The sequence below is a fragment of the Paracoccus thiocyanatus genome (assembly GCF_900156255.1).
Classification (GTDB): domain Bacteria; phylum Pseudomonadota; class Alphaproteobacteria; order Rhodobacterales; family Rhodobacteraceae; genus Paracoccus; species Paracoccus thiocyanatus.
In genome coordinates, this window is sequence record NZ_FTMK01000008.1 from 1 (window position 1) to 26,505 (window position 26,505).

The 26,505-nt window shown below is 67.3% G+C and carries 25 protein-coding genes; 16 read left to right on the forward strand and 9 right to left on the reverse strand.

From position 1 onward, the window contains the following. The 3 genes from F3H32_RS07705 to F3H32_RS17860 all read right to left on the reverse strand — a co-directional run. On the reverse strand, nt 1-256 hold a 256-nt coding region (locus F3H32_RS07705), incomplete at its 3' end, for a transposase (protein WP_149765335.1). 155 nt (nt 257-411) lie between these two features. Further along, nucleotides 412-726, reverse strand: a complete 315-nt coding sequence (locus F3H32_RS07710; RefSeq protein WP_149765336.1) for a hypothetical protein — start codon at nt 724-726, stop codon at nt 412-414. Next, nucleotides 723-971: a rod-binding protein gene (locus tag F3H32_RS17860; protein ID WP_223191379.1), complete on the reverse strand. Its 249-nt coding sequence runs from the start codon at nt 969-971 to the stop codon at nt 723-725. Before F3H32_RS17860 ends, F3H32_RS07710 begins: the two co-directional genes overlap by 4 nt. Before the next feature lie 120 nt (nt 972-1,091). Between F3H32_RS17860 and fliK the strand changes: the two genes are divergently transcribed. Both fliK and F3H32_RS07725 read left to right on the forward strand, forming a co-directional pair. Further along, complete coding sequence (gene fliK / locus F3H32_RS07720) at nt 1,092-2,240, forward strand: flagellar hook-length control protein FliK (protein ID WP_149765337.1); 1,149 nt, start codon at nt 1,092-1,094, stop codon at nt 2,238-2,240. A gap of 16 nt (nt 2,241-2,256) precedes the next feature. Continuing rightward, nucleotides 2,257-2,910 (forward strand): flagellar hook capping FlgD N-terminal domain-containing protein, encoded by a 654-nt coding sequence (locus tag F3H32_RS07725; protein WP_223191380.1) that lies wholly within the window; start codon nt 2,257-2,259, stop codon nt 2,908-2,910. Between the two features lie 51 nt (nt 2,911-2,961). Here the strand turns inward: F3H32_RS07725 and F3H32_RS07730 are convergent, their stop codons facing one another. From F3H32_RS07730 to F3H32_RS07740, 3 genes are read right to left on the reverse strand one after another with little or no spacing between them, the layout of a single operon-like run. Beyond that, entirely contained in the window at nt 2,962-4,302 is a 1,341-nt protein-coding gene (locus F3H32_RS07730) for an ATP-binding protein (protein ID WP_149765338.1), read from the reverse strand. Then, on the reverse strand, nt 4,299-4,961 hold the full coding sequence (locus F3H32_RS07735) for a response regulator transcription factor (RefSeq protein ID WP_149765339.1): 663 nt from the start codon (nt 4,959-4,961) through the stop codon (nt 4,299-4,301). The genes F3H32_RS07730 and F3H32_RS07735 overlap by 4 nt, the downstream gene beginning before the upstream one ends. Further along, entirely contained in the window at nt 4,958-5,356 is a 399-nt protein-coding gene (locus F3H32_RS07740; protein ID WP_149765340.1) for a hypothetical protein, read from the reverse strand. The genes F3H32_RS07735 and F3H32_RS07740 overlap by 4 nt, the downstream gene beginning before the upstream one ends. Before the next feature lie 128 nt (nt 5,357-5,484). On the opposite strand from F3H32_RS07740, the gene F3H32_RS07745 reads away from it, so the two are divergent. From F3H32_RS07745 to F3H32_RS07775, 7 genes are all read left to right on the forward strand, one after another. Next, nucleotides 5,485-6,369 carry a hypothetical protein gene (locus tag F3H32_RS07745; RefSeq protein ID WP_149765341.1) on the forward strand — a complete coding sequence of 295 codons (885 nt, stop codon included), beginning with the start codon at nt 5,485-5,487 and terminating at the stop codon, nt 6,367-6,369. A gap of 185 nt (nt 6,370-6,554) precedes the next feature. Further along, nucleotides 6,555-8,135, forward strand: coding sequence for a glucan biosynthesis protein (locus tag F3H32_RS07750; protein ID WP_149765342.1), 1,581 nt, complete (start codon nt 6,555-6,557; stop codon nt 8,133-8,135). 5 nt (nt 8,136-8,140) lie between these two features. Next, nucleotides 8,141-10,309, forward strand: coding sequence for a glucans biosynthesis glucosyltransferase MdoH (gene mdoH / locus F3H32_RS07755; RefSeq protein ID WP_223191381.1), 2,169 nt, complete (start codon nt 8,141-8,143; stop codon nt 10,307-10,309). Beyond that, a complete protein-coding gene (locus F3H32_RS07760) occupies nt 10,306-11,439 on the forward strand; it encodes an OpgC domain-containing protein (protein WP_149765344.1) in 1,134 nt (377 codons plus the stop codon). The genes mdoH and F3H32_RS07760 overlap by 4 nt, the downstream gene beginning before the upstream one ends. 66 nt (nt 11,440-11,505) lie before the next feature. After that, the gene (locus F3H32_RS07765; protein WP_149765345.1) at nt 11,506-13,173 is read left to right on the forward strand and encodes a formate--tetrahydrofolate ligase; all 1,668 of its coding nucleotides are present in this window, start codon (nt 11,506-11,508) and stop codon (nt 13,171-13,173) included. A 3-nt stretch (nt 13,174-13,176) separates the two neighbouring features. Continuing rightward, nucleotides 13,177-13,779, forward strand: a complete 603-nt coding sequence (locus F3H32_RS07770; RefSeq protein ID WP_149765346.1) for a nicotinate-nucleotide adenylyltransferase — start codon at nt 13,177-13,179, stop codon at nt 13,777-13,779. Then, complete coding sequence (locus F3H32_RS07775; RefSeq protein WP_149765347.1) at nt 13,779-15,233, forward strand: D-alanyl-D-alanine carboxypeptidase; 1,455 nt, start codon at nt 13,779-13,781, stop codon at nt 15,231-15,233. Before F3H32_RS07770 ends, F3H32_RS07775 begins: the two co-directional genes overlap by 1 nt. On the opposite strand, the gene F3H32_RS07780 is transcribed toward F3H32_RS07775, so the two are convergent. Further along, the gene (locus F3H32_RS07780) at nt 15,230-15,652 is read right to left on the reverse strand and encodes a tellurite resistance TerB family protein (RefSeq protein ID WP_115756497.1); all 423 of its coding nucleotides are present in this window, start codon (nt 15,650-15,652) and stop codon (nt 15,230-15,232) included. The two genes, F3H32_RS07775 and F3H32_RS07780, sit on opposite strands and share 4 nt — an antisense overlap. Nucleotides 15,653-15,743: 91 nt before the next feature. Between F3H32_RS07780 and F3H32_RS07785 the strand changes: the two genes are divergently transcribed. After that, complete coding sequence (locus F3H32_RS07785) at nt 15,744-17,336, forward strand: lysine--tRNA ligase (protein ID WP_149765348.1); 1,593 nt, start codon at nt 15,744-15,746, stop codon at nt 17,334-17,336. A gap of 144 nt (nt 17,337-17,480) precedes the next feature. Continuing rightward, a complete protein-coding gene (locus F3H32_RS07790) occupies nt 17,481-19,775 on the forward strand; it encodes a glycosyl hydrolase family 28-related protein (RefSeq protein WP_149765349.1) in 2,295 nt (764 codons plus the stop codon). A gap of 36 nt (nt 19,776-19,811) precedes the next feature. Here F3H32_RS07790 and F3H32_RS07795 read toward each other — a convergent pair whose 3' ends face one another. Beyond that, the gene (locus F3H32_RS07795) at nt 19,812-20,297 is read right to left on the reverse strand and encodes a HugZ family pyridoxamine 5'-phosphate oxidase (RefSeq protein WP_149765350.1); all 486 of its coding nucleotides are present in this window, start codon (nt 20,295-20,297) and stop codon (nt 19,812-19,814) included. 108 nt (nt 20,298-20,405) lie between these two features. Here F3H32_RS07795 and cobU point away from each other — a divergent pair, with 108 nt between their 5' ends. The 5 genes from cobU to F3H32_RS07820 all read left to right on the forward strand — a co-directional run bounded on the left by cobU (nt 20,406) and on the right by F3H32_RS07820 (nt 25,176). Beyond that, nucleotides 20,406-20,939 (forward strand): bifunctional adenosylcobinamide kinase/adenosylcobinamide-phosphate guanylyltransferase, encoded by a 534-nt coding sequence (cobU, locus tag F3H32_RS07800; RefSeq protein ID WP_149765351.1) that lies wholly within the window; start codon nt 20,406-20,408, stop codon nt 20,937-20,939. Beyond that, a complete protein-coding gene (gene cobT / locus F3H32_RS07805) occupies nt 20,936-21,892 on the forward strand; it encodes a nicotinate-nucleotide--dimethylbenzimidazole phosphoribosyltransferase (protein WP_188128620.1) in 957 nt (318 codons plus the stop codon). Before cobU ends, cobT begins: the two co-directional genes overlap by 4 nt. Further along, nucleotides 21,885-22,652, forward strand: a complete 768-nt coding sequence (locus tag F3H32_RS07810) for an adenosylcobinamide-GDP ribazoletransferase (protein WP_149765352.1) — start codon at nt 21,885-21,887, stop codon at nt 22,650-22,652. The genes cobT and F3H32_RS07810 overlap by 8 nt, the downstream gene beginning before the upstream one ends. 101 nt (nt 22,653-22,753) lie before the next feature. After that, entirely contained in the window at nt 22,754-23,377 is a 624-nt protein-coding gene (locus F3H32_RS07815; protein WP_149765353.1) for a TRAP transporter small permease subunit, read from the forward strand. After that, nucleotides 23,374-25,176, forward strand: a complete 1,803-nt coding sequence (locus F3H32_RS07820; RefSeq protein ID WP_149765354.1) for a TRAP transporter large permease — start codon at nt 23,374-23,376, stop codon at nt 25,174-25,176. The genes F3H32_RS07815 and F3H32_RS07820 overlap by 4 nt, the downstream gene beginning before the upstream one ends. Before the next feature lie 63 nt (nt 25,177-25,239). On the opposite strand, the gene F3H32_RS07825 is transcribed toward F3H32_RS07820, so the two are convergent. After that, on the reverse strand, nt 25,240-26,364 hold the full coding sequence (locus tag F3H32_RS07825) for a TRAP transporter substrate-binding protein (RefSeq protein ID WP_149765355.1): 1,125 nt from the start codon (nt 26,362-26,364) through the stop codon (nt 25,240-25,242). Nucleotides 26,365-26,505 lie beyond the last annotated feature (141 nt).

A 26,505-nucleotide genomic window follows, 5' to 3' on the forward strand; every position in this document is an offset into this window, starting at 1 on the left:
CGAAGAACGGCAAGGCCGCCACGCTTTCGGGCACCACCAAATTACCTTTGCGTATCTGCTTGCGCCAATCGTAAATCTGCCAGCGGGTCGTGCCGTGCTTGCGCGCAGTATCTGCGACCGTCACCCCGGGCATCATGCTCTCCGCCGCGATCCGCGCCCGCTCTGCCTTCGTCCGCCGCCGACGACCGCTTGGCCCCCCGATCACCTCAAGCCGCGAGACCCCGACGCCTATAGAGCCGTCCAATTGGACGCCCATTTTGCCGTCTCTCTCCAAATCCAAAACCTCCGCCGCACATGTGCGTGGAGAATGAAGGCATCAACTCAAAAATGGCAGGAGGGGATCGGCGTCGCGCTTACAAATAAACTCCTGCTCCGGGGTTGTTGGCAATCATGGAGTGTCAGCAATTTTATTCAAAACCTTCCTTCATGCTGGTTTCGGATGGCATTCCCAACCCGGCGGCCGCGTTCATCATAGGTCTCTAGACGGCGCGACAGTGACGCGATTTCAACGAGTTGTCGCTTTGCCGCTGCGACGCCTTCGCTAGCGGCGCTGGCCAATGCCTGAATGTCGTGCAAGGCATTCTCGCATTTCTGCGCGCATGCCGAGTCGAGGCCCGACCTTTCCAGGATCTTTTCGAATTTCTGAATTTTCTGCAAGGCTGCGTCGGCGCGCAATGCAATAAGCTCGGCCTTTGCCTGCTTTAGCAGGGACAGCGGCGGGGTCATCCGCGCACCTTGCGGGCTGGCTGAAGTCCAAGGTCGATTCGCTCGGCAATGGCTTGCGCGTAAGCATCATTGAGCATGCTGGCGAACTGCGTTTCGCCCGCGCCGCCGCCGAACTCGCCCACAGCAGCGGTCGATCCGGCGTATTTTAACATCTCGGAAAGAAATGCCTGTTCCAGACCATCGACCGGACTTTTTCCCAACAAACGTGGGGCGCTGGCCGCTGTTGTTGCTTGTATCCGCTCCAAGTTCCGCTCCTCAAAACTAAAATTTTCTACAGAACGCGACTTTACGGCTCAGAGGTAAATATTTGGTAATCTTGCTGTGACAATGTGCAGGTGGCTCTGGATCAAGACCGAGGTGAGCGAGTGGAGACGGAATTGGTATGGAGGCATGCAGGCGTGGCGGCCAAAGAGGTGGCCAACAGCAAGCTGGCAAAGCCGACTCCGCAAGATGTTGCGGCTTTCGGCCTATTGGTCGACGGGCCGCTGAACCAGGTCCTGGGACGCGCGGAAGAAGAATCGCCGGCGAAGGGCGAAGCCGAGGATGTGCCGGAATCGGACGGTCCCGACGAGCTACAGGTCGATGCGCACCCAGCGGCTATCGAGGAAAGACCCGAGAGTCGGAAGCAACCGGAAGGCGAGGCCGAACTGCTGCCCGCGGCCGCGCCTCATGTAAGTCGCGACAGCATGGAATCGCAGTCAGACGAAGTGCGTGACGCCCCGCCGCGGACCGTGCTTTCTGATTATGATCCGGTTCGCATTTCCTTCAAGAAGGCGGAGGAGGGTCCGTTATTTCCAGCTGAAGTGGACGGGTTGTTGCTGGGTGATGATCTTGGGGAGCAGGAAGAACCGAAAGCGGATTATCGCGGAGCTTCAACCCCAAGCGATGCCCAGGGTGAACAACCGGAAGGCAAGAGGGTTCGGGCAGGTGCCGAAGATCCCGCGGAAATTCCCGTGCTTACTGGCCGCCCGACATTGGCTGCCCAGGACGAATCGCTGAACGGCATTACGGGCGAGCTTTCGTTTCAATCCGCGGCATTAACTGAGGTCGGCGGCCGCGATCTTCAGCCGCAGGGGGGCCGTGACCAGGCACAAGTCTTTCATATGGCCGAGCTGGAGCCGCATCGGGTTCTGCGCCAACTTGCTGTCAGGATCACCCCCGGCGAGGCTGGGCCCATCGAGATTATGCTGGACCCCGTGGAGTTGGGGAAGGTGCGGATCGTCATATCGGCGGGGGAAACCCCGACCGTGGCGGTTCTGGCCGAGCGGCCCGAGACCTTTGATTTTCTGAAACGCCATGCGGAGTTATTGGAAAAGGAGCTTCGCCATGCCGGATTTGAAGGAGCAGATGTTTCGTTTTTCGACGACGACAAGGAACGACGACGCCAGGCGTTTCTGCCGGGGAAAGGCGCGATTCGGGCGATCGACCTTGAAACATCTTCGCAGTCTGTCCCGCTTAAACGCGCCATGGCGACCGAGGCGGCCGTGACTGGTGGTATCGATATAAGGATATAGGAACGATATGGTGAGCATGAACACAGCGCCGGCCGTGAATGTTGCGGCTGCGGCCATGGGGCAGGGCGCCTATTCCTCTGCCGAGGCGGCATCGACAAGCCAGTTCGAGGTCTTTTTGAAGATGCTGACGACCCAGATCAAGAACCAGGATCCGCTGAATCCAATGGAAAGCACCGAGTTCGCGGTCCAGCTTGCAACTTTCTCGGGGGTCGAGCAGCAGGTGCAGACCAACGCGCTGCTGGCGAACTTGCTGAACAACATCAATGGTGGCGAATTGGGGCAACTGTCGAACTGGATCGGCCGGGAGGTGCGCAGCAGCGCCCCGGTTTGGTTCGAGGACGCGCCCCTGACCTTGGCGGTGGAAAACAACGGCGGGCCGGCGACGCTGGTCACGCGGGATGCTTCGGGAAATGCCGTCCTTCGGCAGGATGTCGGGACATTTTCCGGCGAGATGACATGGACTGGCATGAAGGACAATGGCAGCCGGCTGCCTGGCGGCTTCTACAGCTTCCAGATCGAGGAAACCGGAAGCGATGGAGGCATCACCACCCGAAATGTGGAAGCCTATAGCCGTGTGGTCGGGGTCGAATTGAAGCCGGCGGGGGCCGAATTGCTGGTCAGCGGCGGCGGCCTGCTGGCCGCCAGCGAAGTCACCGCCCTGCGAGAGTAGGCCAGGATGACTTTGCCCTCCATGCCGTTCCCAAGCTTGGGTCGCGCCGTTTCAGCGCCCGCGCCCAGCCGGCGATACCGCTGCCGGAAGCCGCAGCCTGGCCCTCAGCCCGCCCAGTGCCGCGCGTTCCAGCGCCAGATCTCCGCCGTGCAGCGCGGCCAGATCCGTGACGATGGCAAGGCCCAAGCCGGTGCCCGGCGGGCCGGTTTCATCAAGCCGGGCGCCGCGGGTCCGCGCCAGCGCATGATCCTGATCCGACACGCCGGGGCCGTCATCCTCGATCAGGATCCGCAGCTCTTCCCCAGCGGTTCGGACGGTGATGCGGATTCGGGTAGCGGCCCATTTCACCGCGTTCTCGACCAGATTGCCGATCATCTCTTCAAGATCCTGGCGCTCACCGGCAAAGGCGGCATCGGCGTCGGCGCTGATCTCGACCGCAAGGGCGGAGTCGCGGATCGGTCCCCGCAACACCAGCAGGATGTCCTGGATCACCGATTCGACCGGGGTGCGCTGGCCCAAAAGCCGCGGCGCGGCCGAGCTGCGGGCGCGGCGCAGATGCCAGCCAATCTGGCGGTCCATGCGCGCGATCAACTCATGGCCCGGATGTTCGGGCGGCAGCGCATTGTCCAGCGCGGCCAGCGGTGTCTTCAGCGAATGCGCCAGATTGCCCACATGGTCGCGTGCGCGGCCAAGAACAGCGCGGTTCTGTTCCAGCAGCGCGTTGATCTCGGTCGCCACGGGCCGCAGTTCGGCGACGGCGGGCAGAGGCAATGCCTCTGCCTGGCCGTCCCGGATGCGGCGCAGGTCGCGGCCCAGCCGGTCAAGGCTGCGCAGCCCCGCCGCCACTTGCAGCATGCTGGCCGCCGCCAGCGCCACCCCCAGCACCGCAAGCGAGACGGCGAGCGGCCGTCGCAGGCGCGCCATTGCGTCGTCGATCTCGGCCCGCGGCGCGGTCACGGCGACCGCCAGGTCCGAAGCCGAACCCGGCAGGGTAAAGCTATGCCGGGTCACGCGCAGCGGCTCGCCCGCCGGGCCAAGGCCGGCCCCGCCCTGAAAATCGGCATCGGGCGGGTTCAACAGGTTGTCAAAGAGCGAGGGGGATTTTGCTGCCACCTGGCCATCTTGGGTCAACTGCCAGAACCAGCCGGAAAGCGGCATCTGAAAGCGCGGATCGGTCGGGGCGGGACCGGCGACCAGTTGGCCGTCGGCGTCGATGGTGGCGCCGGCGATCAGCGCATCGGCCACGGCGCCGGTTTCGGCGTCGAAGCGGCCGGTGATGAAATCTTCCAGGATCGCGGCAATCGCCAGATATCCCGCCGCCAGCGCAACACCCGTAAGCAGGGCCGCCAGCCCGATCAGACGGGCGCGGATCGAATCGCGCGGCAGGATCACGCGGCGGTCCTTAGCACATAGCCCTCGCCGCGCCGGGTCTCGATCAGCCCCTCGCCGATCTTCTTGCGCAGCCGGCCGATCACCACCTCGATCGACTTGAAATCGCGGTCGGCCGCGGCATCATAAAGATGATCGGACAATTCGCTGCGGCTGATCACGCGGTTCTGGTGATGGATCAGATAGGCAAGGATGCGGGTTTCGAACGCTGTCAGCCGAAGCGCCAGCCCATTGCGGGTGATGATGCCAAGCTGGGTGTCGAGCCGCAGGGGACCCGCCTTGATCACCGCCTGGGCGTGGCCGGCGGCGCGGCGCACCAGGGTCTGGGCGCGGATCACCACCTCTTCCAGGCGAAAGGGCTTGACTGCGTAATCATCGGCACCGGCGCGAAAGCCCGCCACCTTGTCGGTCCAGTCGCCGCGCGCGGTCAGGATCAGCACCGGCATGGTCGCGCCGCCCTCGCGCCAGCGCGTCAGGACCTCGATCCCCGGCATTCCGGGCAGGCCGAGGTCCAGGATCGCCAGGTCATAGGTTTCGGTCGAGCCGAGGAACTCGCCCTGCCGGCCATCCGCGGCCACGTCGCAGGTAAAGCCGCCGTCGCGCAGGGCGGCGGCCAGTTGCGAGGACAGGGTCGGGTCATCCTCGACGATCAGGCATCTCATGGCTTGGCCTCTTTCCTGCGGGCATCGGTCAATCCGGCGCCGGCCACTTCGAGGAAGGCGCCGCTATGCGCGTCCAGCCGGATCAGCAGCACGTCGCGCCGCGGCGTCAACAGGCGCAGTTCCTGCACGAGGATCGCGCCGCGCGCGCGTTCTGCCGGAGTGGGCGGAACGATGCGCGCGGCGATCAGCCGGCCGCGAAACCGTTCCGCGACGATCTGGGCTGCCCGTTTCAGCGGCAGGATGCGGAAATCCTGCCGCTGGAGGCTTTCGAATTCCGCCGACCAGTCCTCGGGCCATGGCGCGTCCCGGCCCGGCCGCGGCCCGTCGCCCCAGGCGGGCACGCCCAGGGCCAGCGCCGCCAGCAGCGGCAGGGATATGATGCGCAGACGGTCCATGACATTGCTGTAATGAGGGAAATCCAAACGAATGCCAAACGGATCGTTGGCCTTTGGTTGGAGCGGCGGGGCCTATTACCGATTCGTCCGGGGCCGCTGTGCATGCCCCAAGAAGGAAGGAACCAGAGATGAGCAGAAAACTCTCGACCTCGATCGCACTTTCCGCCCTGCTGGCTGCGGTCTCGATCCCGGCTTTCGCCCAGGATGCGGCCCCGCCCCCCGCCGCCGAGGCCCAGGCACAGCCCCAGGCCCCGGCCCCGGTCGCGCTGCCGCAGGCGCTGAAGGACGCGGGCCTGAGCGATGTGACAAGCAAGCGCGGCCCGCGCGGCACGACGCGGCTTTTCGGCAAGCTGGCCGATGGCGCGCAGATCGACGCCATGCTGGACGACAAGGGCCAGTTGCGTGGCGTGCGGGCGCGTGGCGACGCCCCCTTGCCGGCCGGGCTGGTCGATGCGCTGGTGCCGCAGGCCGTCCGCGACAGCGCGGTATTTGGCGAACTGGGCCAACTCCAGGCGGTATTTTCGGGCGAGCGCGGGGTGATGCTGGCCGGCCAGGATGGCGACAAGGCCAAGGTCCGCGCTGCCTTTGCCCAGGATGGCACGCTGCTGCGCTTTGGTCGGGGCGACACCGACCGCGGCGATGGCTGGCAGGGCAAGCGCCAGCATGAGCGCGGCGACAAGGGCCGCGACCACCACCGCGGCGCCGACCGGCGCGACGGCCATCGCGGCTGGGACGACGGCCGGGGTCCGGGCCCGCGCGGCGACCGCGGCGCGCCGGGCCGCGACATGCCGCCGCCCCCGCCGCCGGCCGAAGCCGCGCCGCAGCGCCAGGGCGCGGTGCAGCTTGACCGGGGCGAGATGCGCATGGCGCTGACCTCGGCCGGCTACAGCAGCATCGGCGAGATCTCCGCCGACGGCCCGCGCGTCATGGCGCAGGCCGTGAACCCCGAAGGGGAGCCGGTGGTCGTCGAACTGGATCCGAAGGGTCGGGTCATGCGGGAAATCAACCGCTGATCAGCCTGCCGATCCCGCGGGCTGCGGCGGCTTTCGGCCGGCGCGGCCCCTTGCGGGGGCTCTTTTCGATCAACTCTCGGCAAGACCCTGCCTTCCGGCGCGAAAAGGCTTGCCTGATGCGCGCGGCAATGCGAAATCCCCTCGGAATTTCCGGGCTTTCCTGCCCGATATATTGGGGTCGATCTATGCATCGTCGCGAATTTGTCATCTCTGCCGGCGTGGCCATGACGGCCGCCGGCGCGCTGTCATCCCCGTTGGGGGCGGCCTGGGCGCAGGACCCCCCCCAAGCCTTGCCGCAAGCCGCCGACGTGCCGGCCGCCGGGGCGGAGGCCAAGCCGTTTGGCTTCGAGGACGTGGCGGACATGGCCAGGGACCTGGCCGCCAAGCCCTATGAATATCGCGATGCCGAACTGATCGGCAGTTTCGGCAACCTGACCTATGACCAATATCGCGGCATCCGCTTTCGGCGCGACCGCGATCCCTGGGCCGGCAGCAGCGATTTTGCGCTGGACCTGCTGCCCCCCGGCGCCATCTTCCACGAGCCGGTGGATATCAGCCTGGTCGACGAGGGCGTGGTGATCCCCGTGCGGTTCGATCCGCATATGTTCGACTTCGATCCCGCGCAGTTCCCCGACGGCGTCGATTACGAGACGCTGGGCAATATGGGCTGGTCGGGCTTTCGCATTCGCGCGCCGCTGAACCGGCCCGACGTGCTGGACGAAATCGCGGTCTTCCAGGGCGCCAGCTATTTCCGCGCCGTGTCGCGCGGCACGCTTTACGGCCTTTCGGCCCGCGGGCTTGCCATCGGCACCGGCAGCGCCGAGGGCGAGGAGTTCCCGCTGTTCCGCGGCTTCTGGATCCACAAGCCCGGCCCGCAGGAACGTTCGGTGCTGATCCACGCGCTTTTGGACAGCCGCTCGGTCTCGGGCGCGTTCGAGTTCCGCATCACCCCCGGCGCGGAAACGGTCTTTGATACCCGTGTCTCGCTGTTTCCGCGCCAAGAGATGCGCAACGCCGGCATCGCGCCGCTGACCTCGATGTATTGGTTCGGTCCGACCGACCGTTCGCGCGTGGATGATTACCGGCCGGCCGTGCATGACAGTGACGGGCTTCAGATGCTGACCGGCAGCGAGCAGCGGCTTTGGCGGGTGCTGTCGGGGCATGGCACCTTGCAGGTCTCGGCTTTCGCGGACAATGATCCGCTGGGCTTTGGCCTGGCGCAGCGGGCGCGGGATTTCGAATCCTACAAGGATGCCGAGGCGCGCTATGAAAGGCGGCCCTCGGCCTGGATCGCGCCGCAGGACGGCTGGGGCAAGGGCGCGGTCACGCTGATCGAGATCCCGGTCGAGAACGAGTTCAACGACAATATCGTCTCGTTCTGGCAGCCGGCCGAGCCGCTGGCCGCGGGCAATCGCTACGACTTCAACTATATCCTGTCCTTCGCGGGCGAAGTCCCCGACAGCGCGCCGATTTCGCGGGTGGTCGAGACGATGTCGGGCAAGGCGATCAACAATCCCAACGCCCGGACCTATATGATCGACTTCGATCTTGGGCTGTTCGGCTCCGAGGATCCGGTGCCGCAACTGCGCGCCTCGGCCGGGCGGATCGGGCACAGCTACCTGCTGCGCCTGCCCGAGCAGGGCCGGATGCGGCTGGCCTTTGAATACCTTCCCGAGGGCGCCAAGCTGGCGGATCTGTCGGCGGTGCTGAACGGGCCGAACGGCCCGCTAAGCGAGACCTGGATCGCCCGCTGGACGCGCGAGTAGGCATCGTGAGCGCGCCCACCAGCCAGCCGGGCGGGCTTTCGCCCAGCGAGCCGCGCTTTCCGCCGCTTTCGGCCGAGGATGGCTGGGACGGGGCGGACGGCCGGCGCATCCCGCCGGGCCCGGCCGCCCCGCCCGAGGCGCCGCTGGACATGCCCGAACAGGATTTCCGCGCCCGTCCGCCGCTTGGTCCCGACAGCCGCTGGCCCGGCCTGGGCACCATCGCCGCGCGCCTGACCGCGTTCGGCGGCGCGGCGGCGATCGGCTGGCTGGGCTGGCGGCAGATGGTGCTGACCTTCGGCGCCAACACGACCTTGCTGCAATCGGTGCTGCTGGTGCTTTTCGCACTGACCTTCACCTGGGTCGGGTTTTCCTTTACCTCCATGATCTCGGGTCTTTTCGCCCGGCGGCTGCGCAGCCCGGACGGCCCGAACCAGGCCAGGATCGCCGTGGTCATGCCGGTCTATCACGAAAGGGCGGCGGCCACGGCGGGGCTTTTGGCGGCCCTGGCGCGCGACCTTCACCGCCAGGGTTTGGGAGAGCGGGCCGAGATCTTCGTGCTGTCCGACAGCTATGAGCCGCGCGCCGTCTTCAACGAGATGGCGGCGATCAGCCGGTTGCGCGACATATCGCCCGTGCCGGTCTGGTATCGGCGCCGCAACAGCAACAAGGGCCGCAAGGCCGGCAATGTCGGCGATTTCGTCCGCCGCTGGGGCGGGCGCTATGACCAGATGGTGGTGCTGGATGCCGACAGCGTGCTGGGCGCGGCGACGATCAAGGCGCTTTCGGCGCGGATGGCGGCCGACCCGGCGGTCGGGCTGATCCAGACCATGCCGATGCTGGTGGGTGGGCAGACCATCTTTGCCCGCCTGACGCAATTCGCCGGCCGCATCTATGGCCCGGCGGTCGCGCGCGGCGTTGCGGCCTGGTCCGGCGACAGCGGCAATTTCTGGGGCCATAACGCCATCATCCGCGTCAGCGCCTTTGCGCAATGCTGCGGCCTGCCGGAACTGCCGGGCAAGCCGCCCTTTGGCGGCACGATCCTGAGCCACGATTTCGTCGAGGCCGCGCTTTTGCGCCGCGCCGGCTGGAAAGTGCGGCTGGACCACGACCTGCGCCAAAGCTTCGAGGGATGCCCGCCGACGCTTCTGGACATGGCCGTGCGCGAGCGCCGCTGGGCCCAGGGCAACCTGCAACATGCGCGGCTGATCTTTTCGCGCGGCTTCGCCTGGATCAGCCGGGCGCATTTCGTCATCGGCATCCTGGGCTTCCTGATGTCGCCGATCTGGCTGATGATGATCCTGGTGGGGCTGGCGCTGTCGGCCAATGTGCTGCTGTCGCGGCCGGATTATTTCCCGCAGACCTACCAGTTGTTCCCGACCTGGCCGGTCTTCGACCCGGTGCGGATGCTGTGGCTGTTCGTCGCCGCCATGGCCTTTCTGCTGGTGCCCAAGTTCATCGCCGTCCTGCGCGCCTGGCTGCGGCCCCTGGCCAAGGATTCGGGCGGGAATGTGCGGCTTCTGGCCTCGGCCGTGTTCGAGATCGTGCTTTCGGCCCTGATCGCCCCGGTGCAGATGCTGATCCAGACCCGGCAGATCATCGAGATCCTGCGCGGTCGCGATTCCGGCTGGGAGGCGCAGGTCCGCGCCGGCCAGGTCCCGCCCTGGGGGGTGATCCTGCGCCGCCACGCGATCCATGTCGCGGCCGGCCTGGCGACGCTGGTGGTGCTGGCCTTTCTGGCGCCCTGGCAGTTGGTCTGGCTGTCGCCGATCCTGGCCGGGCTGATCCTGTCGCCGCTGACCTCGCGCTGGTCGGCCAGCCCGGTCTTTGGCCGCTGGGCCCGCCGGCAGGGCCTGCTTGTCACCCCCGAAGAGCGCCACCCCCCCGAGGTGCTGGCCGCCGCCAACGCGCTGGATTTCCGCATCGCCGGCAACCTGCCGCGCCTGGGGCTGGAGGTTCTGGGCCGCGATGCCGCGCTGCGGGCGCGGCTGCTGGCGCTGTTGCCGGAAAACCCCCGCGGCCCGGCCGAGGAACGGCTGGACGCCATCTCGGCCGAGGCCAAGATCGGCCATGCCGTCTCGCAGGAACAGGCGCTGCGCTTTCTTGGCCCGGCCGAGCAGCTGGCGCTGATTGAAAACCGCGCCCTGATCGAAGCCTTTGCGAAGCTGCCGCAATGACGCGCATCGCCGCTTTGGACATGCTGCGCGGCTATGCGCTGGTCTGCATCATGCTGGACCATATGCCGATCGGGCTTTTGCGCAATGTGACGCTGACGAATTTCGCCGTCTTCGACGCGGCCGAACTGTTCGTGCTGCTGTCGGGCTTTCTGGTCGGCATGGTCTGGGTCAAGGTCGAGGCGCGCCAGGGTCGCCGCGCCGCGCAGATCCGCTTTCTGCGCCGCGCCGCGCAGGTCTGGCTGGCGCTGATTGCCGGGGCGATCCTGCTGGCGCTGTTCTCGGCCCTGCTGTTCAAGCTGCACATGAACCACACCGCCGTCTGGTTCCAATATGCGCGCTGGATCGTCGAACATCCCATCGGCTATGTCGCCACCGTGGCGCTGATGTGGATGCAGCCCAACCTGCTGGACGTGCTGGCGCTTTACGTGCTGCTGATCGCCACCGTGCCGCTGGCGCTGCCCATCATGCTGCGCTGGCCCTGGCTGGGCCTGGGGGTCTCGGTGGTGGTCTGGATCTTTGCCCAGCCGCTGAACGCGCTGATCCCGAACCAGCGGCCGGGGCCGGGGCTGCTGTTCAATCCCTTTGGCTGGCAGTTGCTGTTCTTTGCCGGCGTCGCCATGGGCGCCTTTCGCGACCAATTCATGCCGGTGCTGCGGCGGCGCGCGGCGTTGCTCACCTGGATTTCGGCGGGGGTGTTGCTGTTTGGCCTGGTGATCGTGCTGGCCTGGAAGATCGGCGCGCCGGCCAAGCCGGTCAGCCAGTTCCTGCGCCAGATCACCGGCGGCATCGACAAATGGTCGCTGGATTTCATGCGCTTCATCGCCATCATCGCGGCAAGCTGGATCGTGGCGGTGCCCCTGGCGCGGCCGTTCGCCTGGATGGCCGCCACCCGGCCGGGCGAGGCGCTGGCCGAGATCGGGCGCGGCGGGCTGTTTTCCTTTGTCGTCTGCGTGATGCTGTCGATCTGGGGCGATGCGCTGGACATGACGGTCGCGCCGGGCCCCGCCAATTTCTGGTGGCGGCTGGCGATCGACATTTGGCTGATCGTGGCCTTCTGGGCCATTGCGGCGGTCTGGATGCGGCGCGACATGTGGTTGCCGCCGCTTCGGGCGCGGCTTGGGCTGGGCTAGCGCGCGGCGGGGCTTGCCTCGGGCGGTGCAAGCCGCTCAACTGGCCCGGCCAACCAAGGAGGGATCATGAAATCGGACATCCAGATCGCCCGCGAGGCGCGCAAGCTGCCCATCGCGCAGATCGCCGGCCGCCTGGGCCTGGCCGAGGCCGATTTCCTGCCCTATGGCCGCGACAAGGCGAAGATCGCCCATGAAACCATTGCCGGGCTGGCCGGGCGGCCGCAGGGCCGGCTGATCCTGGTCACGGCGATCAACCCGACGCCCGCGGGCGAAGGCAAGACCACGACCACCGTCGGCCTGGGCGACGCGTTGAACCGCATCGGCAAGCGGGCGACGGTCTGCATCCGCGAAGCCTCGCTGGGGCCGAATTTCGGCATGAAGGGCGGGGCCGCGGGTGGCGGCCATGCGCAGATCGTGCCGATGGAAGACATGAACCTGCATTTCACCGGCGATTTCCATGCCGTGACCAGCGCGCACAACCTGCTGGCGGCGATGGTCGACAACCATATCCACTGGGGCAACGCGCTGCGCATCGACCCGCGCCGGGTGACGTGGCGGCGGGTGATGGACATGAACGACCGGGTGCTGCGCCAAGTGGTGGTGGCGCTTGGCGGGCCGGCCAACGGCGTGCCGCGGGAATGCGGCTTTGACATCACCGTCGCCTCCGAGGTGATGGCGATCCTGTGCCTGGCCTCGGACCTGGCCGATTTGCAGGCGCGGCTAGGCCGCATCGTCATCGGCCAGACCTTCGGCCGCCAGCCGGTGACGGCGCGCGACCTGGGCGCCGACGGCGCGATGACCGTGCTTTTGCGCGATGCCTTGCAGCCGAACCTGGTGCAGACGCTGGAAAACAACCCGGCGCTGGTCCATGGCGGGCCCTTTGCCAATATCGCGCATGGCTGCAATTCGGTCATGGCGACGCGCACGGCGCTGGCGCTGTCGGACTATGTCGTGACCGAGGCGGGCTTTGGCGCCGACCTGGGGGCCGAGAAGTTCCTGAACATCAAGTGCCGCTTGGCCGGGCTGCAACCCGATGCGGCGGTCCTGGTGGCGACGGTGCGGGCGCTCAAGATGAACGGCGGTGTCGCCCGCGCCGACCTGGGGGCCGAGAATGTCGCGGCGCTGCGGGCGGGCTGCGCGAACCTGGGCCGCCATATCGACAATCTGCGCCGCTTCGGCCTGCCGGTGGTGGTGGCGATCAACCATTTCTCGGGCGATAGCGCCGCCGAAATTGCCGCGCTGGTCGATTACTGTCGTGAGCATGGCGTCCAGGCGGTGCTGTGCCGGCACTGGGCCGAGGGCGGCCGCGGCGCCGAGGACCTGGCGCGCGCCGTGGTCGCGCTGGCCGAGCAAGGCGCGGATTTCGCCCCGCTTTACCCCGACGACATGCCCCTGGCCGAGAAGATCGAGACGGTCTGCAAGCGCATCTATCGCGCCGATGGGGTCGAGTTCCTGCCCCATATCCGGGAACGGCTTGGCGAATGGCAGGCGGCCGGCCACGGTCATCTGCCCGTCTGCATGGCCAAGACGCAATATTCCTTTTCCGCCAACCCGGCCGCGCTTGGCGCGCCCGAGGGCTTTACCATCCCGGTGCGCGAGGTGCGGCTGGCGGCCGGCGCGGGCTTCGTGGTGGCGATCTGCGGCGATATCATGACCATGCCCGGCCTGCCGCGCGATCCGGCGGCGCTGCGGGTGGGGCTGGACTGTGACGGTAACGTGCAGGGCCTGTTCTAGCCGATGCGCGCCGGCTTTCCCATCGCGCCGCCCGGCACGACCGTCGGGCTGCTGGGCGGTTCCTTCGATCCCGCGCATGAAGGTCATGTGCATATCACCGAGGCGGCGCTAAACCGCTTTGGCCTTGACCGGATCTGGTGGCTGGTCAGCCCCGGCAACCCGCTGAAGCCGCACGGGCCGGCGCCGCTGGCGCAGCGCATCGGCCGCGCGCGGCGCCTCATGCGCGACCCCAGGGTCCAGATCACCGGGATCGAGGCGCAATTGGGCACCCGCATGACCCGCGACACCATCGCCGCGCTGCAACGGCTTTACCCCGGCGTGCGCTTCGTCTGGCTGATGGGGGCCGACAACCTGGCGCAGTTCGACCGCTGGGACCGCTGGCGCGACATTGCCGCCCGCGTGCCGATCGGGGTGATCGCGCGGCCCGGCTGGCGGATGCCGGCGCGGTTTTCGCGCGCGGCGCGGCTGCTGTGGCGCGCGCGCCTGCCCGAGTCGCGGGCGCGTGAACTGGCCCGGTCTGGGCCGCCGGCCTGGGCGATGATAAACCTGCCGCTGAACAAGCTGAGTTCCAGCGCCATTCGCGCGCTGGGGCCGAAAGGACGCTGATGAACGGATGGACGCGGCGCGGCTTCGTGGCGGGGCTGGGGCTGTTGGCTCTGGCGCCCGGCATGGCCGCGGCCCAGCAACGGCCGGCGGCGCGCCCCGCGGGCTTCGACCCCGATGCGCTGATTGCCGCCGCGGGCCTGGGCGGGGCGGTGGCCTATGCGGTGATCGACCCGGCCTCGGGGCAGGTGCTGGCCGAGCGGGGGGCCGACCGGCCCATGGCGCCCGCCAGCACGCTCAAGGCAGTGACGGCGCTTTACGCGCTGGACCGGCTGGGCGAGGGGCATCGCTTTGCGACCCGCGTCATCCGCGCCGGCAATACGCTGATCCTGGCGGGCGGCGGCGATCCGGTGCTGGATACCGACGCGCTGGACGAACTGGCCGCCGCCGCGGTCGCCGATGAACAGGCCGCGGGCCGCCCGGCGCCGACCGCATTCGCTGTCTGGGGCGGGGCGCTGCCGCGCATCGGCCGGCTGGACCCGGCGCAGGACGTGCATCTGCCCTATAATCCCTCGATCTCGGGGATGATGCTGAACTTCAACCGCGTGCATCTGGACTGGCGGCAAGGCGAACAGGGGTATCGGCTGTCCTTGCAGGCGCGGGGCCGCAAGCTGTCGCCGCGCGCCTATACCGCCTCCATCGCCGCCGTGGACCGGGGACTGCCGCTTTTCACCTATGAGGCGGGCAAGCTGGAAAGCTGGACCATCGCCCGGCGCAGCCTGGGCAAGGCCGGCAGCCGCTGGCTGCCCGTCCGCCGCCCCGAGCTTTACGCCGGCGACGTGTTCCAGACGCTGTGCCGGGCCCGCGGCCTGGCCTTGCCCAAGCCCGAGGTGATCGAGATCCTGCCCGAGGGGGCCGAGATCGCCCGCCATGACAGCCCCGACCTGCGCCGGATCGTCCGGGACATGCTGGAATATTCGACCAACCTGACCGCCGAGGCGATCGGCCTGGCCGCCAGCGGTGCGGGCGATGTGGCCGCCTCGGCCGCGGCCATGGCCGACTGGCTGCGCGCTCAGGGCGTCGGCGGCGATTTCGCCTTTCACGACCATTCCGGCCTGTCGGCGCAGAACCGGGTCAGCGCCGGGATGCTGGCCAGGCTGATGGCCGGGCCGGGCCAGACCCGCGATCTGCGCGCGCTGATGAAGCTGATCCCGCTACGGGATGCCGCCGGCAAGCGCAAGGACAGCGCCACCGCCATCAAGGCCAAGACCGGGACGCTGAACTTCGTCTCGAACCTGGCGGGCTATGCGCAGGGCGCGGCGGGGCGGGAACTGGCCTTTGCCATCCTGACCGCCGACGAGCCCCGCCGCGCCGCCAGCGAGGGCCGGGAACTGCCCCAGGGCGTCATGGCCTGGACCAAACGCTCCAAGCGCCTGCAACAGGCGCTGATCGAGGGCTGGCTGGCGGAATACACCGCCCCGGCCCCCCTTGCGGCGGTCGAGGGGGTGGGGCCTTAAAGCACGCGGTGCCGGGCGCGGGCGGCCAGTTCGATGGCGGCGGCGTGCAGGCGGTCGATGTCCAACTGGTCGCGGATCTCGGCCAGCATCTCGGCCTCGATCTCGCCCAGCCGCCCGTCGGATGCGGCAACGTCGCAGGCCAGCACATAGGCGGTATCGAACAGCTTGTCCGGCAGCGACGCGCGCACCAGCCCAAACAGGGCGTCCAGCCCGTCCTCTTCCTCGAAGAGCGTCACCACCGTCTGCAAGACGGCACGCACGCGGTCGATGTCATAGGATGCAAAGACCGGCGTGTGGTCCACCGCACGTTCGATGGCGACCAGTTCCGCCGTGCGCGGGTTCTGGTCGGAAGCCGAGACCGCCACCATGACCGCGACCAGCGCGTCGCAGGGCGAGAACGAGGGCAGGTTGTCGGGCATGGCATTTCTCTCCGTCGCTTTGCCGGGGTCATTATTGACCAAACCGCCGCGTTTCAATACGGGGAAAAGCCTGTGAAATGGAGAAAACCCGATGACCGCCCTGCGTGACGCCGCGATGAAATCCAAGGCCTGGCCCTTTGAGGAGGCCCGCCGCGTGCTGAAACGCTATGAAAAGAAGGACCCGGAAAAGGGCTATGTCCTGTTCGAGACCGGCTACGGCCCCTCGGGCCTGCCCCATATCGGCACCTTCGGCGAGGTGGCGCGCACGACGATGATCCGCCGCGCGTTCCAGATCATCTCGGACATCCCCACGCGGCTGTTCTGCTTTTCCGACGACATGGACGGGATGCGCAAGGTGCCCGACAACGTCCCCCAACAGGACATGCTGCGCCAGCACCTGCAAGAGCCCCTGACCACGGTGCCCGACCCCTTCGGCCAATATGACAGCTTCGGCGGGCACAATAACGCCATGCTGCGCCGGTTCCTGGACACTTTCGGCTTCGAATACGAATTCATCAGCGCGACCGAGTTCTACAAGTCGGGCCAGTTCGACGAGACGCTGCTGCTGGCCGCGGAACGCTATGACGCCATCATGGAGGTGATGCTGGCCAGCTTGCGCGAAGAACGCCAGCAGACCTATTCCTGCTTCCTGCCGATCAGCCCCAAGACCGGCAAGGTGCTTTACGTGCCGATCAAGCATGTCGACGCCAAGGCCGGCACCATCACCTTCGACGACGAGGATGGGCAGGAACTGACCCTGCCCGTCACCGGCGGCCAGGTAAAGCTGCAATGGAAGCCCGATTTCGGCGCCCGCTGGGCGGCGCTGGACGTGGATTTCGAGATGTATGGCAAGGATCATTCCACCAACACCCCGATCTATGACGGCATCTGCAAGATCCTGGGCGGGCGGCCGCCCGAGCATTTCACCTATGAACTGTTCCTGGACCAGCACGGCCAGAAGATCAGCAAGTCCAAGGGCAATGGCCTGTCGATCGACGAATGGCTGACCTATGCCGCGACCGACAGCCTGTCCTATTTCATGTTCCAGAAGCCCAAGACGGCGAAGCGGATGTATTTCGACGTCATCCCCAAGGCGGTGGACGAATACCACCAGCAGTTGCGCGCCTATCCCGGCCAGACGGTCGAGCAGCAACTGGCCAACCCGGTCTGGCACATCCATGGCGGCGAGGTTCCGGCCAGCGACATGGTGGTGCCGTTCCAGATGCTTCTGAACCTGGCCTCGGTCGCGGGCGCCAAGGACAAGGAGGGGCTTTGGGGCTTCATCCGCCGCTATGCGCCCGACGCCAGCCCCGAGACCAACCCGGCGCTGGACCAGGCCGCCGCCTTTGCCCTGCGCTACTTCAACGATTTCGTGGCGCCGACCCGCAGCTTCCGCGCGCCCACGGAAATCGAGCGCCGGGCGATGGAGGATCTGGCCGGGCGGCTGGCGGCATGGGACCAGCCCGCGGATGCCGAGGCCTTGCAGACCATGGTCTTCGCCATCGGCCGCGATCACGGGTTCGAGCCGATGAAGGACTGGTTCCAGGCGCTTTACCAGGTGCTGTTGGGCGCCGACCAGGGACCGCGCTTCGGCGGCTTCATCGCGCTTTACGGCCTGGCTGAAACCCGCGCCCTGATCGAGCGGGCGCTGGCCGGAGAACTGACCCAAGCGCCCCGCGCCTGACCCGCAAGGCGAAATCACCGTTGCGCGCGGCCCCGTTGCCGCGCGCGCATGGTTAAGGATCGGTTAACGCGGCATTGCCAAATTCCTGCTGGACCGCGCGGGCAACAATCGCCCCGCATGTTCGAGAAACAGGAGAGTATTGGCATGACCATCGCGATTATCGGCAACCAGTCGTTGATGCCGCGCGCCTTCCGGCTGGGCCTGGGTCAGTGGTCCCGGACCGATGGCCGCGCGGGGTCGCCGACCTGGGCGGGGGCGGCGAACGCGGCCATCGTCCCCGCGGACGAGGATTTCGGCAGTTGCCTGGAAATCCTCAAGCAGGAAAGCGTCACCTCGATCCGCTACATGCAGCGTACGCCGGTCAATCCGGGCAGCTATCTGCGCGTCTCGGCGCGGGTCAAGGCCATCGCCGGCAACCTGCCGCAGGTCCGCATCGCCGCCTTTGCCGGCAATGCCGCCGGCAACAACGTGGCGGGCGTGCCGCAGACAGGCCCCTCGGTCACGCTGCCTGGCTATGGCCAGGTGGTCGAGGTCGCGGCCATCGTCGGCACCGGCCGGCGCGACGGCGTCGACATGGCCTGGGGACGCGCCGCCACCTTCGGGCATTTCGGACTGGACCTGACCGGCGACAACAACGGCTCGATCCGTATCGAAAGCATCGTGATCGAGGACGTGACCGCAGCCTTCGTGCCTGGGATGCTGGACTGGGTCGATGTGCGCGATTTCGGCGCCATGGGCGACGGGACCACCGACGACCGCGGCGCCTTCATCGCCGCCGACCAGGCCGCTGCGGGACGCCAGATCCTGGTCCCCGAGGGCAGCTATCGCATCGGCTCGGACCTTAGCCTGGCCGCGGCGGTGCGTTTCGTCGGCACCCTGACCATGCCGCGCAATGCGCGGCTGGCGCTGACCCGCAGCTTCGACTTTCCGACCTATGCCGCCGCCTTTGGCGACGAGACCGAGGGGATGAAGCGCACGCTTCAGGCGCTGCTGGGCTTTACCGACCATGCGGTGCTGGACCTGTGCGGCCGCAACGTGCATCTGGTCGAGCCGATCAGCATTTCGGCCGCGGTGCCGGGCATGACCAGCTTTGCCAACCGCCGGGTGATCGCCAATGGCCAGGTCAGCATCGTGCCGGGGCCGGCTTGGGACACGCGGGTGGTCACATCCGCCGCGACCTATGACCCGGCGCAGGCGGCAACGCTGTCGGGCGTCGCCAATATCGCCAATATCGAACTGGGCGCGCGCGTCAGCGGCAACGGCGTGGGGCGCGAGGTCTATGTGCTGGCCCGCAACCTGGGCGCCGGCACGCTGACCTTGTCGCAGCCGCTTTATGGCGGGGCAGGGACGCGAAACTACACGTTCAGCCGCTATCGCTATGCCTTCGATTTCTCGGACATGGAGCATCTTAGCCGCTTCAACTTCGACGATGTCGAGTTCCTGCTGGAGGGCAATGCCAGCGGCGTCATGCTGGCCCAGACCGGCAACATGAACTGTTTCCGCGACTGCTATTTCACCCGGCCCAGGGATCGCGGCATCACCTCGATCGGCACGGCCTGCCAGGGGATGCTGGTGGACCGCTGCGAGTTCCTGTCCAACGAGATGGGCGACCTGGCGCAGAACCGCACCACCGTCGCGCTGAACGTCAACAACAACGACAGCAAGATCCGCCACAGCCGCTTTATCCGCTTCGCGCATTTCGCGGTGATGAATGGCGGCGGCCACATGATCGAGGGAAACCACTGGTTCCAGGGCGACAATGCCCAGAACGGCGTGCGCTTCGGCGGGCTGGTGCTGACCCAGACCAATGTGCAGGCGACCGTGACCGGCAATTACATCGACAATTGCTCGATCGAATGGACGAACGAGCATGACCCCTATCCGAATTTCGACGGCGGCGAATATTCCTTTGGCGGGCTGACTATTACCGGAAATACCTTCCTGGCCTCGAATACGACGCCGGGATTTACCTGGCTGGCGGTCAAGCCCTATGGCAGCGGGCATTTCATCCACGGCCTGGCGGTGATGGGCAACGTCTTCAAGTCGCTCAACAACAAGATCACCCGGATCGAAAGGGTGGACACCAGCTTTGCCGACCTGAACTATCAGCGGATGCGCAACATCCAGTTCCAGGGCAACATGTTCAATGGCGTGGATACCTATGTCGCCAATCCGGTCGACATCTCGCACAGCCAGGCCAGCGCCTCGAACCGCTGGCTGGTGACGGTAAGCCAGGCGCTGCCCTTCAACGGCTGGGTGCGCAACGTCCAGTCGATCATCGCCACCAGCCAGATCACCACGGCCGCCAACGCCCGCGTGTCCGAGATGCCCTGGGTGCAGACCGCGCTGGGCGCGACCCGGCAGCAGGTGGCGCTGAACTGGGGCTCGGCGGTGCGCGGCTCGGTCAGCTTGCGGTTGCGCATGGACAATCCCGACTGACGCCTGCCCCATGCGCCTGCCCGTGCCCCCGGCGGATCAGTCCGCCGGGGGTTTCAGCATGTCGGCCGCGGTCAGCCGGAAGGCCTGGCCGAAACCGGCATTCAGCAGGCCCGAAACCGGCTCGATGCGCCAGAAGCGGAAATCAGGCAGGTCCAGATAGACCCTGGCCTTGGGATCGCGAAGCAGCCAGCGGGCGCTGCGGTCCTTGTCGCGCGGGGCGGGGATGGCGCGGCCCAGGATCGACAGGCGGGCATGGGTCATGGCGTCGCCCTTGGCGGCATCGGCGGCGATCAGCAGCCCGGCGCGCGGGTCCGCCCCCAGCGCGCGGCTATGCGCAGCCAGCCCCGACAGCAGCGCCAGCGGCGCGCCATCCGCATCGGTTTGCAGCGCGATGCGCGTGACAAGGGGGGCGCCCGTTTCGGGGTCCAGCGTGCCCAGGCTGGCATGGCGCGCGCCTGCCAGCAATTGCCGGGCCAGGGCGCGGGCTTCGTCGGTGGTTTCGCGAATCGGGTCGATCTTCATGGCCCCATGCTGTGCCGCCGCCCGCCCGGCAGGCAAGCCGAAACCCGTTGGGCGGCAGCGGCGTTTTTCCGGCTTTCACCGCGCCCGCCCTTGTGAAACAAGACGGCCATGAACAGCCAGCCGCGCATCACCCTGGTCACGGGCGGCGCCCGTTCGGGCAAGTCCGCTTTGGCCGAAACCCTGGCCGCCCGGCATCCGGGCCCGCGCCTCTATATCGCCACGGCCCAGGCCTGGGACGACGAAATGACGCAGCGGATCGGCCTGCACCGCGACCGCCGCGGCGCGGCCTGGCAAACGGTCGAAGAACCCCTGGACCTGGCGGGGGCGCTGCGGCGCACCGACGGGCAGGGGGTGCGGCTGGTCGATTGCCTGACGCTGTGGCTGTCCAACCTGATGGCCGCCGGGGACAAGCCCGCGCAGCAGGTTCCGGCGCTTTGCGAGGCGCTTGGGGCGCAGCAAAGCCCGGTGGTGCTGGTGACGAACGAATTGGGGCTGGGCATCGTGCCCGAAAACGCGCTGGCCCGCCGCTTTCGCGACGAACATGGCTGGATGAACCAGGCCGCCGCCGCCGCCGCCGACGAGGTCTGGATGGCCGTCAGCGGCCTGCCCCTGTGCCTGAAACCGCAACGAGGGATACCGTGAAAGAGTTCGATCAAACCGCCGCCCAAGCCGCCCGCGACCGCCAGGACCAGTTGACCAAGCCCCCCGGCTCGCTGGGCCGGCTTGAGGAACTGGCGGTGTTCATGGCCGGCTGGCAGGGGCGTGAACGCCCGGTGATCGGGCGCGCGCAGGCGCTGGTCTTTGCCGGCAATCACGGCGTCACCGCGCAGGGCGTGAACCCCTTTCCGGTCGAGGTGACGGCCCGGATGGTCGAGAATTTCCAGAACGGCGGCGCGGCGATCAACCAGCTTTGCCGGCTGGCGGGGGCCGAGTTGCAGGTGATCGCGCTGGATCTCGACCGGCCGACCGGCGACTTTACCCAAGGCATGGCGATGGAGGTGGCCGATCTGGTCGCGGCTATCCAGACCGGCAAGGACGCGGTGGACGGCCAGGCCGACGTGATCGTGCTGGGCGAGATGGGGATCGGCAATTCCACGGTCGCGGCGACCCTGGCGGCGGCGACCTTTGGCGGCACGGCCGAGGATTGGGTCGGCCCCGGCACCGGCGCCGACGACGACACGCTGGCGCGCAAGCGCCGCGCCGTCGAGGCAGGGCTTGCGCGGCACAAGGGCGCGGCGACGGCGGCCTCGATCCTGGGCGCTTATGGCGGGCGCGAACAGGCGGCGATCTGCGGCGCGGTGATCCGCGCGCGCGAACTGGGCATCCCGGTGATCCTGGACGGGTTCATCTGCTCGGCGGCCGCCGGGGTGCTGCTGGTCAACGACCGCCAGGCGCTGGACCATTGCCTGATCGGCCATGCCAGCGCCGAGCCGGGCCACCGCCGCCTGATCGCGGCCATGGGGAAAAACCCGGTGGTGACGCTGGACATGCGGCTGGGCGAGGGCTCGGGCGCGGCAGTCGCGCTTCTGGTCCTGCGCGCGGCGCTGGAATGCCATAACGGCATGGCGACCTTTGCCGAGGCTGGGATTGGCTAGGGTCTGGGCACAGGCGGCGCTGGCGCTGGTCTGGCTGACCCGGCTGCCACTGGGCCGGTTCCTGCCCGCCGCGCCGCCGCCTCTGGCGCAGGCGGCCTGGGCCTTTCCGCTGGCGGGGCTGGTCGTCGGGCTGGCCGGGGCTGCGGTGCTGGCCCTGGGCGTCCTGACCGGATTGCCCGCCGCGGGTGCGGCGCTGCTGGCGGTCGGCGCCACGATCCTGGCGACCGGCGGGCTGCACGAGGACGGGCTGGCCGACCTTGCCGACGGCACGGGCGGCGCGACGCGCGAAAAGCGGCTGGAGATCATGCGCGATTCCCGGATCGGCAGCTATGGCGTGCTGGCGCTGGTCCTGGCGGTCGGGCTGCGCGCGGCCGTCATCGCGGCGCTGTTCGGCCAACCCTGGCTGGCCGCGGCGGGGATGGTGGGCCTGGCCGCGGCATCGCGGGCCGGGATGGCGGCGGGGCTGCGGCTGATGCCGCCGGCGCGGGCCGGGGGGCTGGGCCATGCGGCCGGGCGGCCGTCGCGGGCGGGGACGGCCTGGGCGCTGGCCCTGGGCGCGGCGGCGCTGGCCTGGCCGGCGCTGTGCCTGCCGCATCCGGTCACGGGCTGGCTTGCGCTGGCCGCGGCCGTGGCGGCGGCGCAGCTTTGGCTGGCGCGCGGCGCCATGCGCGGGCTTGGCGGACAGACCGGCGACGTGCTGGGCGCCATGCAGCAGACAGGAGAGCTGGCCGGGCTGGTGGCGCTGGTGGCGCTGGCCTAGCGTCGCGACGTCGCGTCGCTTTTTCTTGACGGGTTCGGGCGGCTAACTCATACGGGACGCCCACAGCGACAGGTCTGGGATCAGGTCAAGGAGGTTTCCACATGGGCGCCCTGCTGGGGCTTTCTCGCGGCATTGATCGCGTCAACTCGGCCATCGGCCGAAGCGCAAGCTGGCTGATCCTTGCCGCGGTGCTGGTCAGTGCCGGGAACGCCATCATCCGCAAGGCGCTGAGCGTTTCGTCGAATGCCTGGCTGGAACTGCAATGGTATCTTTACGGCGCGGCCTTCCTGGGTGCTGCCGCCTATACGCTGCGGGAAAACGAGCATATCCGCATCGACATCCTTTATGGCATCTGGTCGCGCCGGCGCCAGCACTGGATCGACCTTATCGGGCATGTCTTCTTCCTGATGCCTTTCACGGCGGTGATGCTGTGGTATCTCTATCCTTGGGCCATGCGCTCGTGGCAAAGCGGCGAGGGGTCGACCAATGCCGGCGGCCTGGTCCTGTGGCCGGCCAAGATGCTGCTGCTGGCGGGCTTTGCCATGCTGTTCTTGCAGGGCATTTCCGAAATCATCAAGAAAATCGCGGTCATGCGCGGGCTGATCGACGATCCGGCCCCCTTCGTTCCGGCCCATGACGCGGCGGCGCAGGAAAGCCGCATCCTGGTGCGCGACATGAGCGCCGAACCCGCGGACGACGACCGGGGCGGAGAGACGCGCAAATGATGATCTTCATCGCGCAGAACATGGCGCCGATCATGTTCGCCTCGCTGGTGGTGTTTTTGCTTTTCGGCTATCCGGTGGCTTTTGCGCTGGCGGCCAACGGGCTTTTCTTCTTTGTCATCGGCGTCGAGCTGGCGCCGCTGTCGGGGGGCGTCATCAGCCTGGACTGGCCGCTGCTGGGCACGCTTCCCAACCGCATGTGGCAGCAGATGTCCAACGACACCATGCTGGCCATTCCCTTTTTTACCTTCATGGGCATCGTGCTGGAGAAATCCGGCATGGCCGAGGATCTTTTGGATACGATAGGCCAGCTTTTCGGCCCGATCCGCGGCGGGCTGGCCTATGCGGTGATCCTGGTCGGTGCGCTGCTGGCCGCGACGACGGGGGTTGTCGCCGCCTCGGTCATCGCCATGGGGCTGATCTCGCTGCCGATCATGCTGCGCTATGGCTATGACCGCCGGGTGGCCAGTGGGGTGATCGCCAGTTCGGGGACATTGGCGCAGATCGTCCCGCCCTCGCTGGTGCTGATCGTGCTGGCCGACCAGCTGACGGTCGATATCGGCTCGATCTATGCGGGGGCGTTGCTGCCATCGCTGGTCCTGGCGGGCAGCTACGCGGCTTTCGTCTTTGTGCTGTCGCTGGTGCGGCCCGATTTCGTCCCCGCCCTGCCGCCGCAGGCGCGGACGCTGGGCTCGGGCGTGGCCTCGTTGCTGGTGGTGGTGGCGATTGCCGGGGTTGCGGCTTTTGCGGCCTTCCGTTGGCTGCACCCGATGATCGGCAGCGATGCAGACATCCTGGGCGTGATGCTGGGGGCGGCCCTGGCCTATGTGCTGGCGCTGGCCGACCGCTATCTGAAACTGGGGCTGATGTCGCATCTGGCCCAGCAGGTGGTGATCGTGCTGATCCCGCCGCTGGCGCTGATCTTCCTGGTGCTGGGCACGATCTTCCTGGGCATCGCCGCCCCGACCGAGGGCGGGGCCATGGGCGCGGCCGGCGCGCTGATCCTGGCCATCGCCAAGAAGCGCATGACCTGGAGCCTGTTGCGGCAGGCGCTGGAGAACACCGCGCGGCTTTCGGCCTTTGTGATGTTCATCATCATGGGTGCGCGCGTGTTTTCGCTGACCTTCTATGGCGTGAACGGCCATCTGTGGATCGAGCATCTGCTGGTTTCCCTGCCGGGCGGCGAGATGGGCTTTGTCTTCTTCGTGTCGGTGCTGGTGTTTTTCCTGGCGTTCTTCCTGGATTACTTCGAACTGGCCTTTATCATCGTGCCCTTGCTGGTGATGCCGGCCAAGGCCATTGGCATCGACCTGGTGTGGTTCGGGGTCATCCTGGCGCTGGTCATGCAGACGTCGTTCATGCACCCGCCCTTTGGTTTCTCGCTGCATTTCCTGCGCTCGGTCGCGCCGCGCCGGCCCTATGCCGACAGCGTGACGGGGCGGCAGATGCAGCCCGTGACCACCGGCCAGATCTATGCCGGGGCGATCCCCTTCATGCTGATCCAGTTGGCGATGGCGGTGGCGGTGGCCTTGTTCCCGTCCCTGGTCACGGATGCGAAACCCGAACGCCCGGCGGCCCAGACCAGCTTCGAATTGCCCAGCCTGGGCGGCACCCTGCCGCCGCCTGGCCCGCCTGCCGGCTTGGGCGCGCCTGCCGGCTTGGACGCGCCTGCGGGCTTGGGCGACGTGACGGGCGGCTTGCCCGGCCTTGCCGCGCCGCCGGGATTGGCACCCACGGTTCAGCCCCCCGCCCCGGCGATCGCGCCGGCGGGCGAGTTGCCGGGGCTGGATCCCCCGACCTGACAAAAAAGGCCCCCGGTTGTCCGGGGGCCTTTGCCTTGGTCCTGATCGTCCGCCGGGCAGGCGTTACAGCCGTTTTTGCCCGTTCAACTGCATCATGAAATAGTCGTACTGGAAATCGACTAGCTGCGTATAGGTGTAATGCTCCGAGCGGAAGGCGCTGATCGAATCCCACAGCTTCTTGAACCACTCGTGCTTTTCCGCCATCTCGGCATAGATCTCGTTGGCGGCATCAAATGCGGCCGACATGATCTCGGGCGAAAAGGTGCGCAACTGGGCCCCCTCTTGCACCAGCCGCATCAGCGCCTTGGGGTTGTTCCAGTCATAGATGGCCAGCATTTCCTGGTCGGCGGCGCGGCAGCAATTGCGCAGGATCGCCTGGTAATGCTTGGGCAGCGCCTCGAATTTTTCCTTGCTGAAGAAGAAATGCACCGTCGGCGCGCCTTCCCAGAAGCCCGGCGAGTAATAATAGGGCGCGACCTTGACGAAGCCCAGCTTCTCGTCATCGAAGGGGCCGGTAAACTCGACCGCGTCCAGAGTGCCCTTTTCCAGCGCCGGATAGATGTCGCCGCCCGCAAGCTGCTGGGGCACGACGCCCAGGCGTTCCAGCACATAGCCCGCAAAGCCGCCGACGCGGAACTTCAGCCCCTTTAGGTCGTCCAGCGTGTTGATTTCCTTGCGATACCAGCCGCCCATCTGGACGCCGGTATTGCCGCCCGGAAAACCGACAAGGCCATGCCCAGCCAGGAATTCGTTGTAAAGATCGACCCCGCCGCCGGCATAGTTCCAGGCATTCATGCCGCGATAGTTCAACGAGAAAGGAATGGCCGAACCCACCGCCCAGGCCGGATCCTTGCCCCAATAGTAATAGCCGACGGTATGGGCGGCCTCGACCGTGCCCTCCATCACCGCATCGGCAGCCTGAAGCCCGCCGACGATCTCGCCCGCGGCAAAATGCTGGATGCGGAACTTGCCATCCGTTGCCTCGGCCAGCGCATTGGTCAGATAGATGCCGGTATTGTGCAGCGCCTCGGTCGATTTCGGAAAGGACGTGGTCATGCGCCAGGTGATCTCGGGCATTTCCTGGGCAATGGCCGGGGCGGCAAGGGCGGCCCCGGCAGCCGCGGTGGCGCCGCCGACCGTGGCGCGGGTCAGAAAGGCGCGCCGGCCGAACTGGTTGGTTGTCTTCATGGGATCCTCCGCTTGGATAGGCCATTTTCTCGCGGCCGCTGGTCGAGCGGAATGTCGCATGCGGCCGATACCCTGTCGAGACGCCGCAGGCCGATTTTTGTCCCCGGCGCACCCGCTTGCGCAATTGCCGCAGCCCGTGGC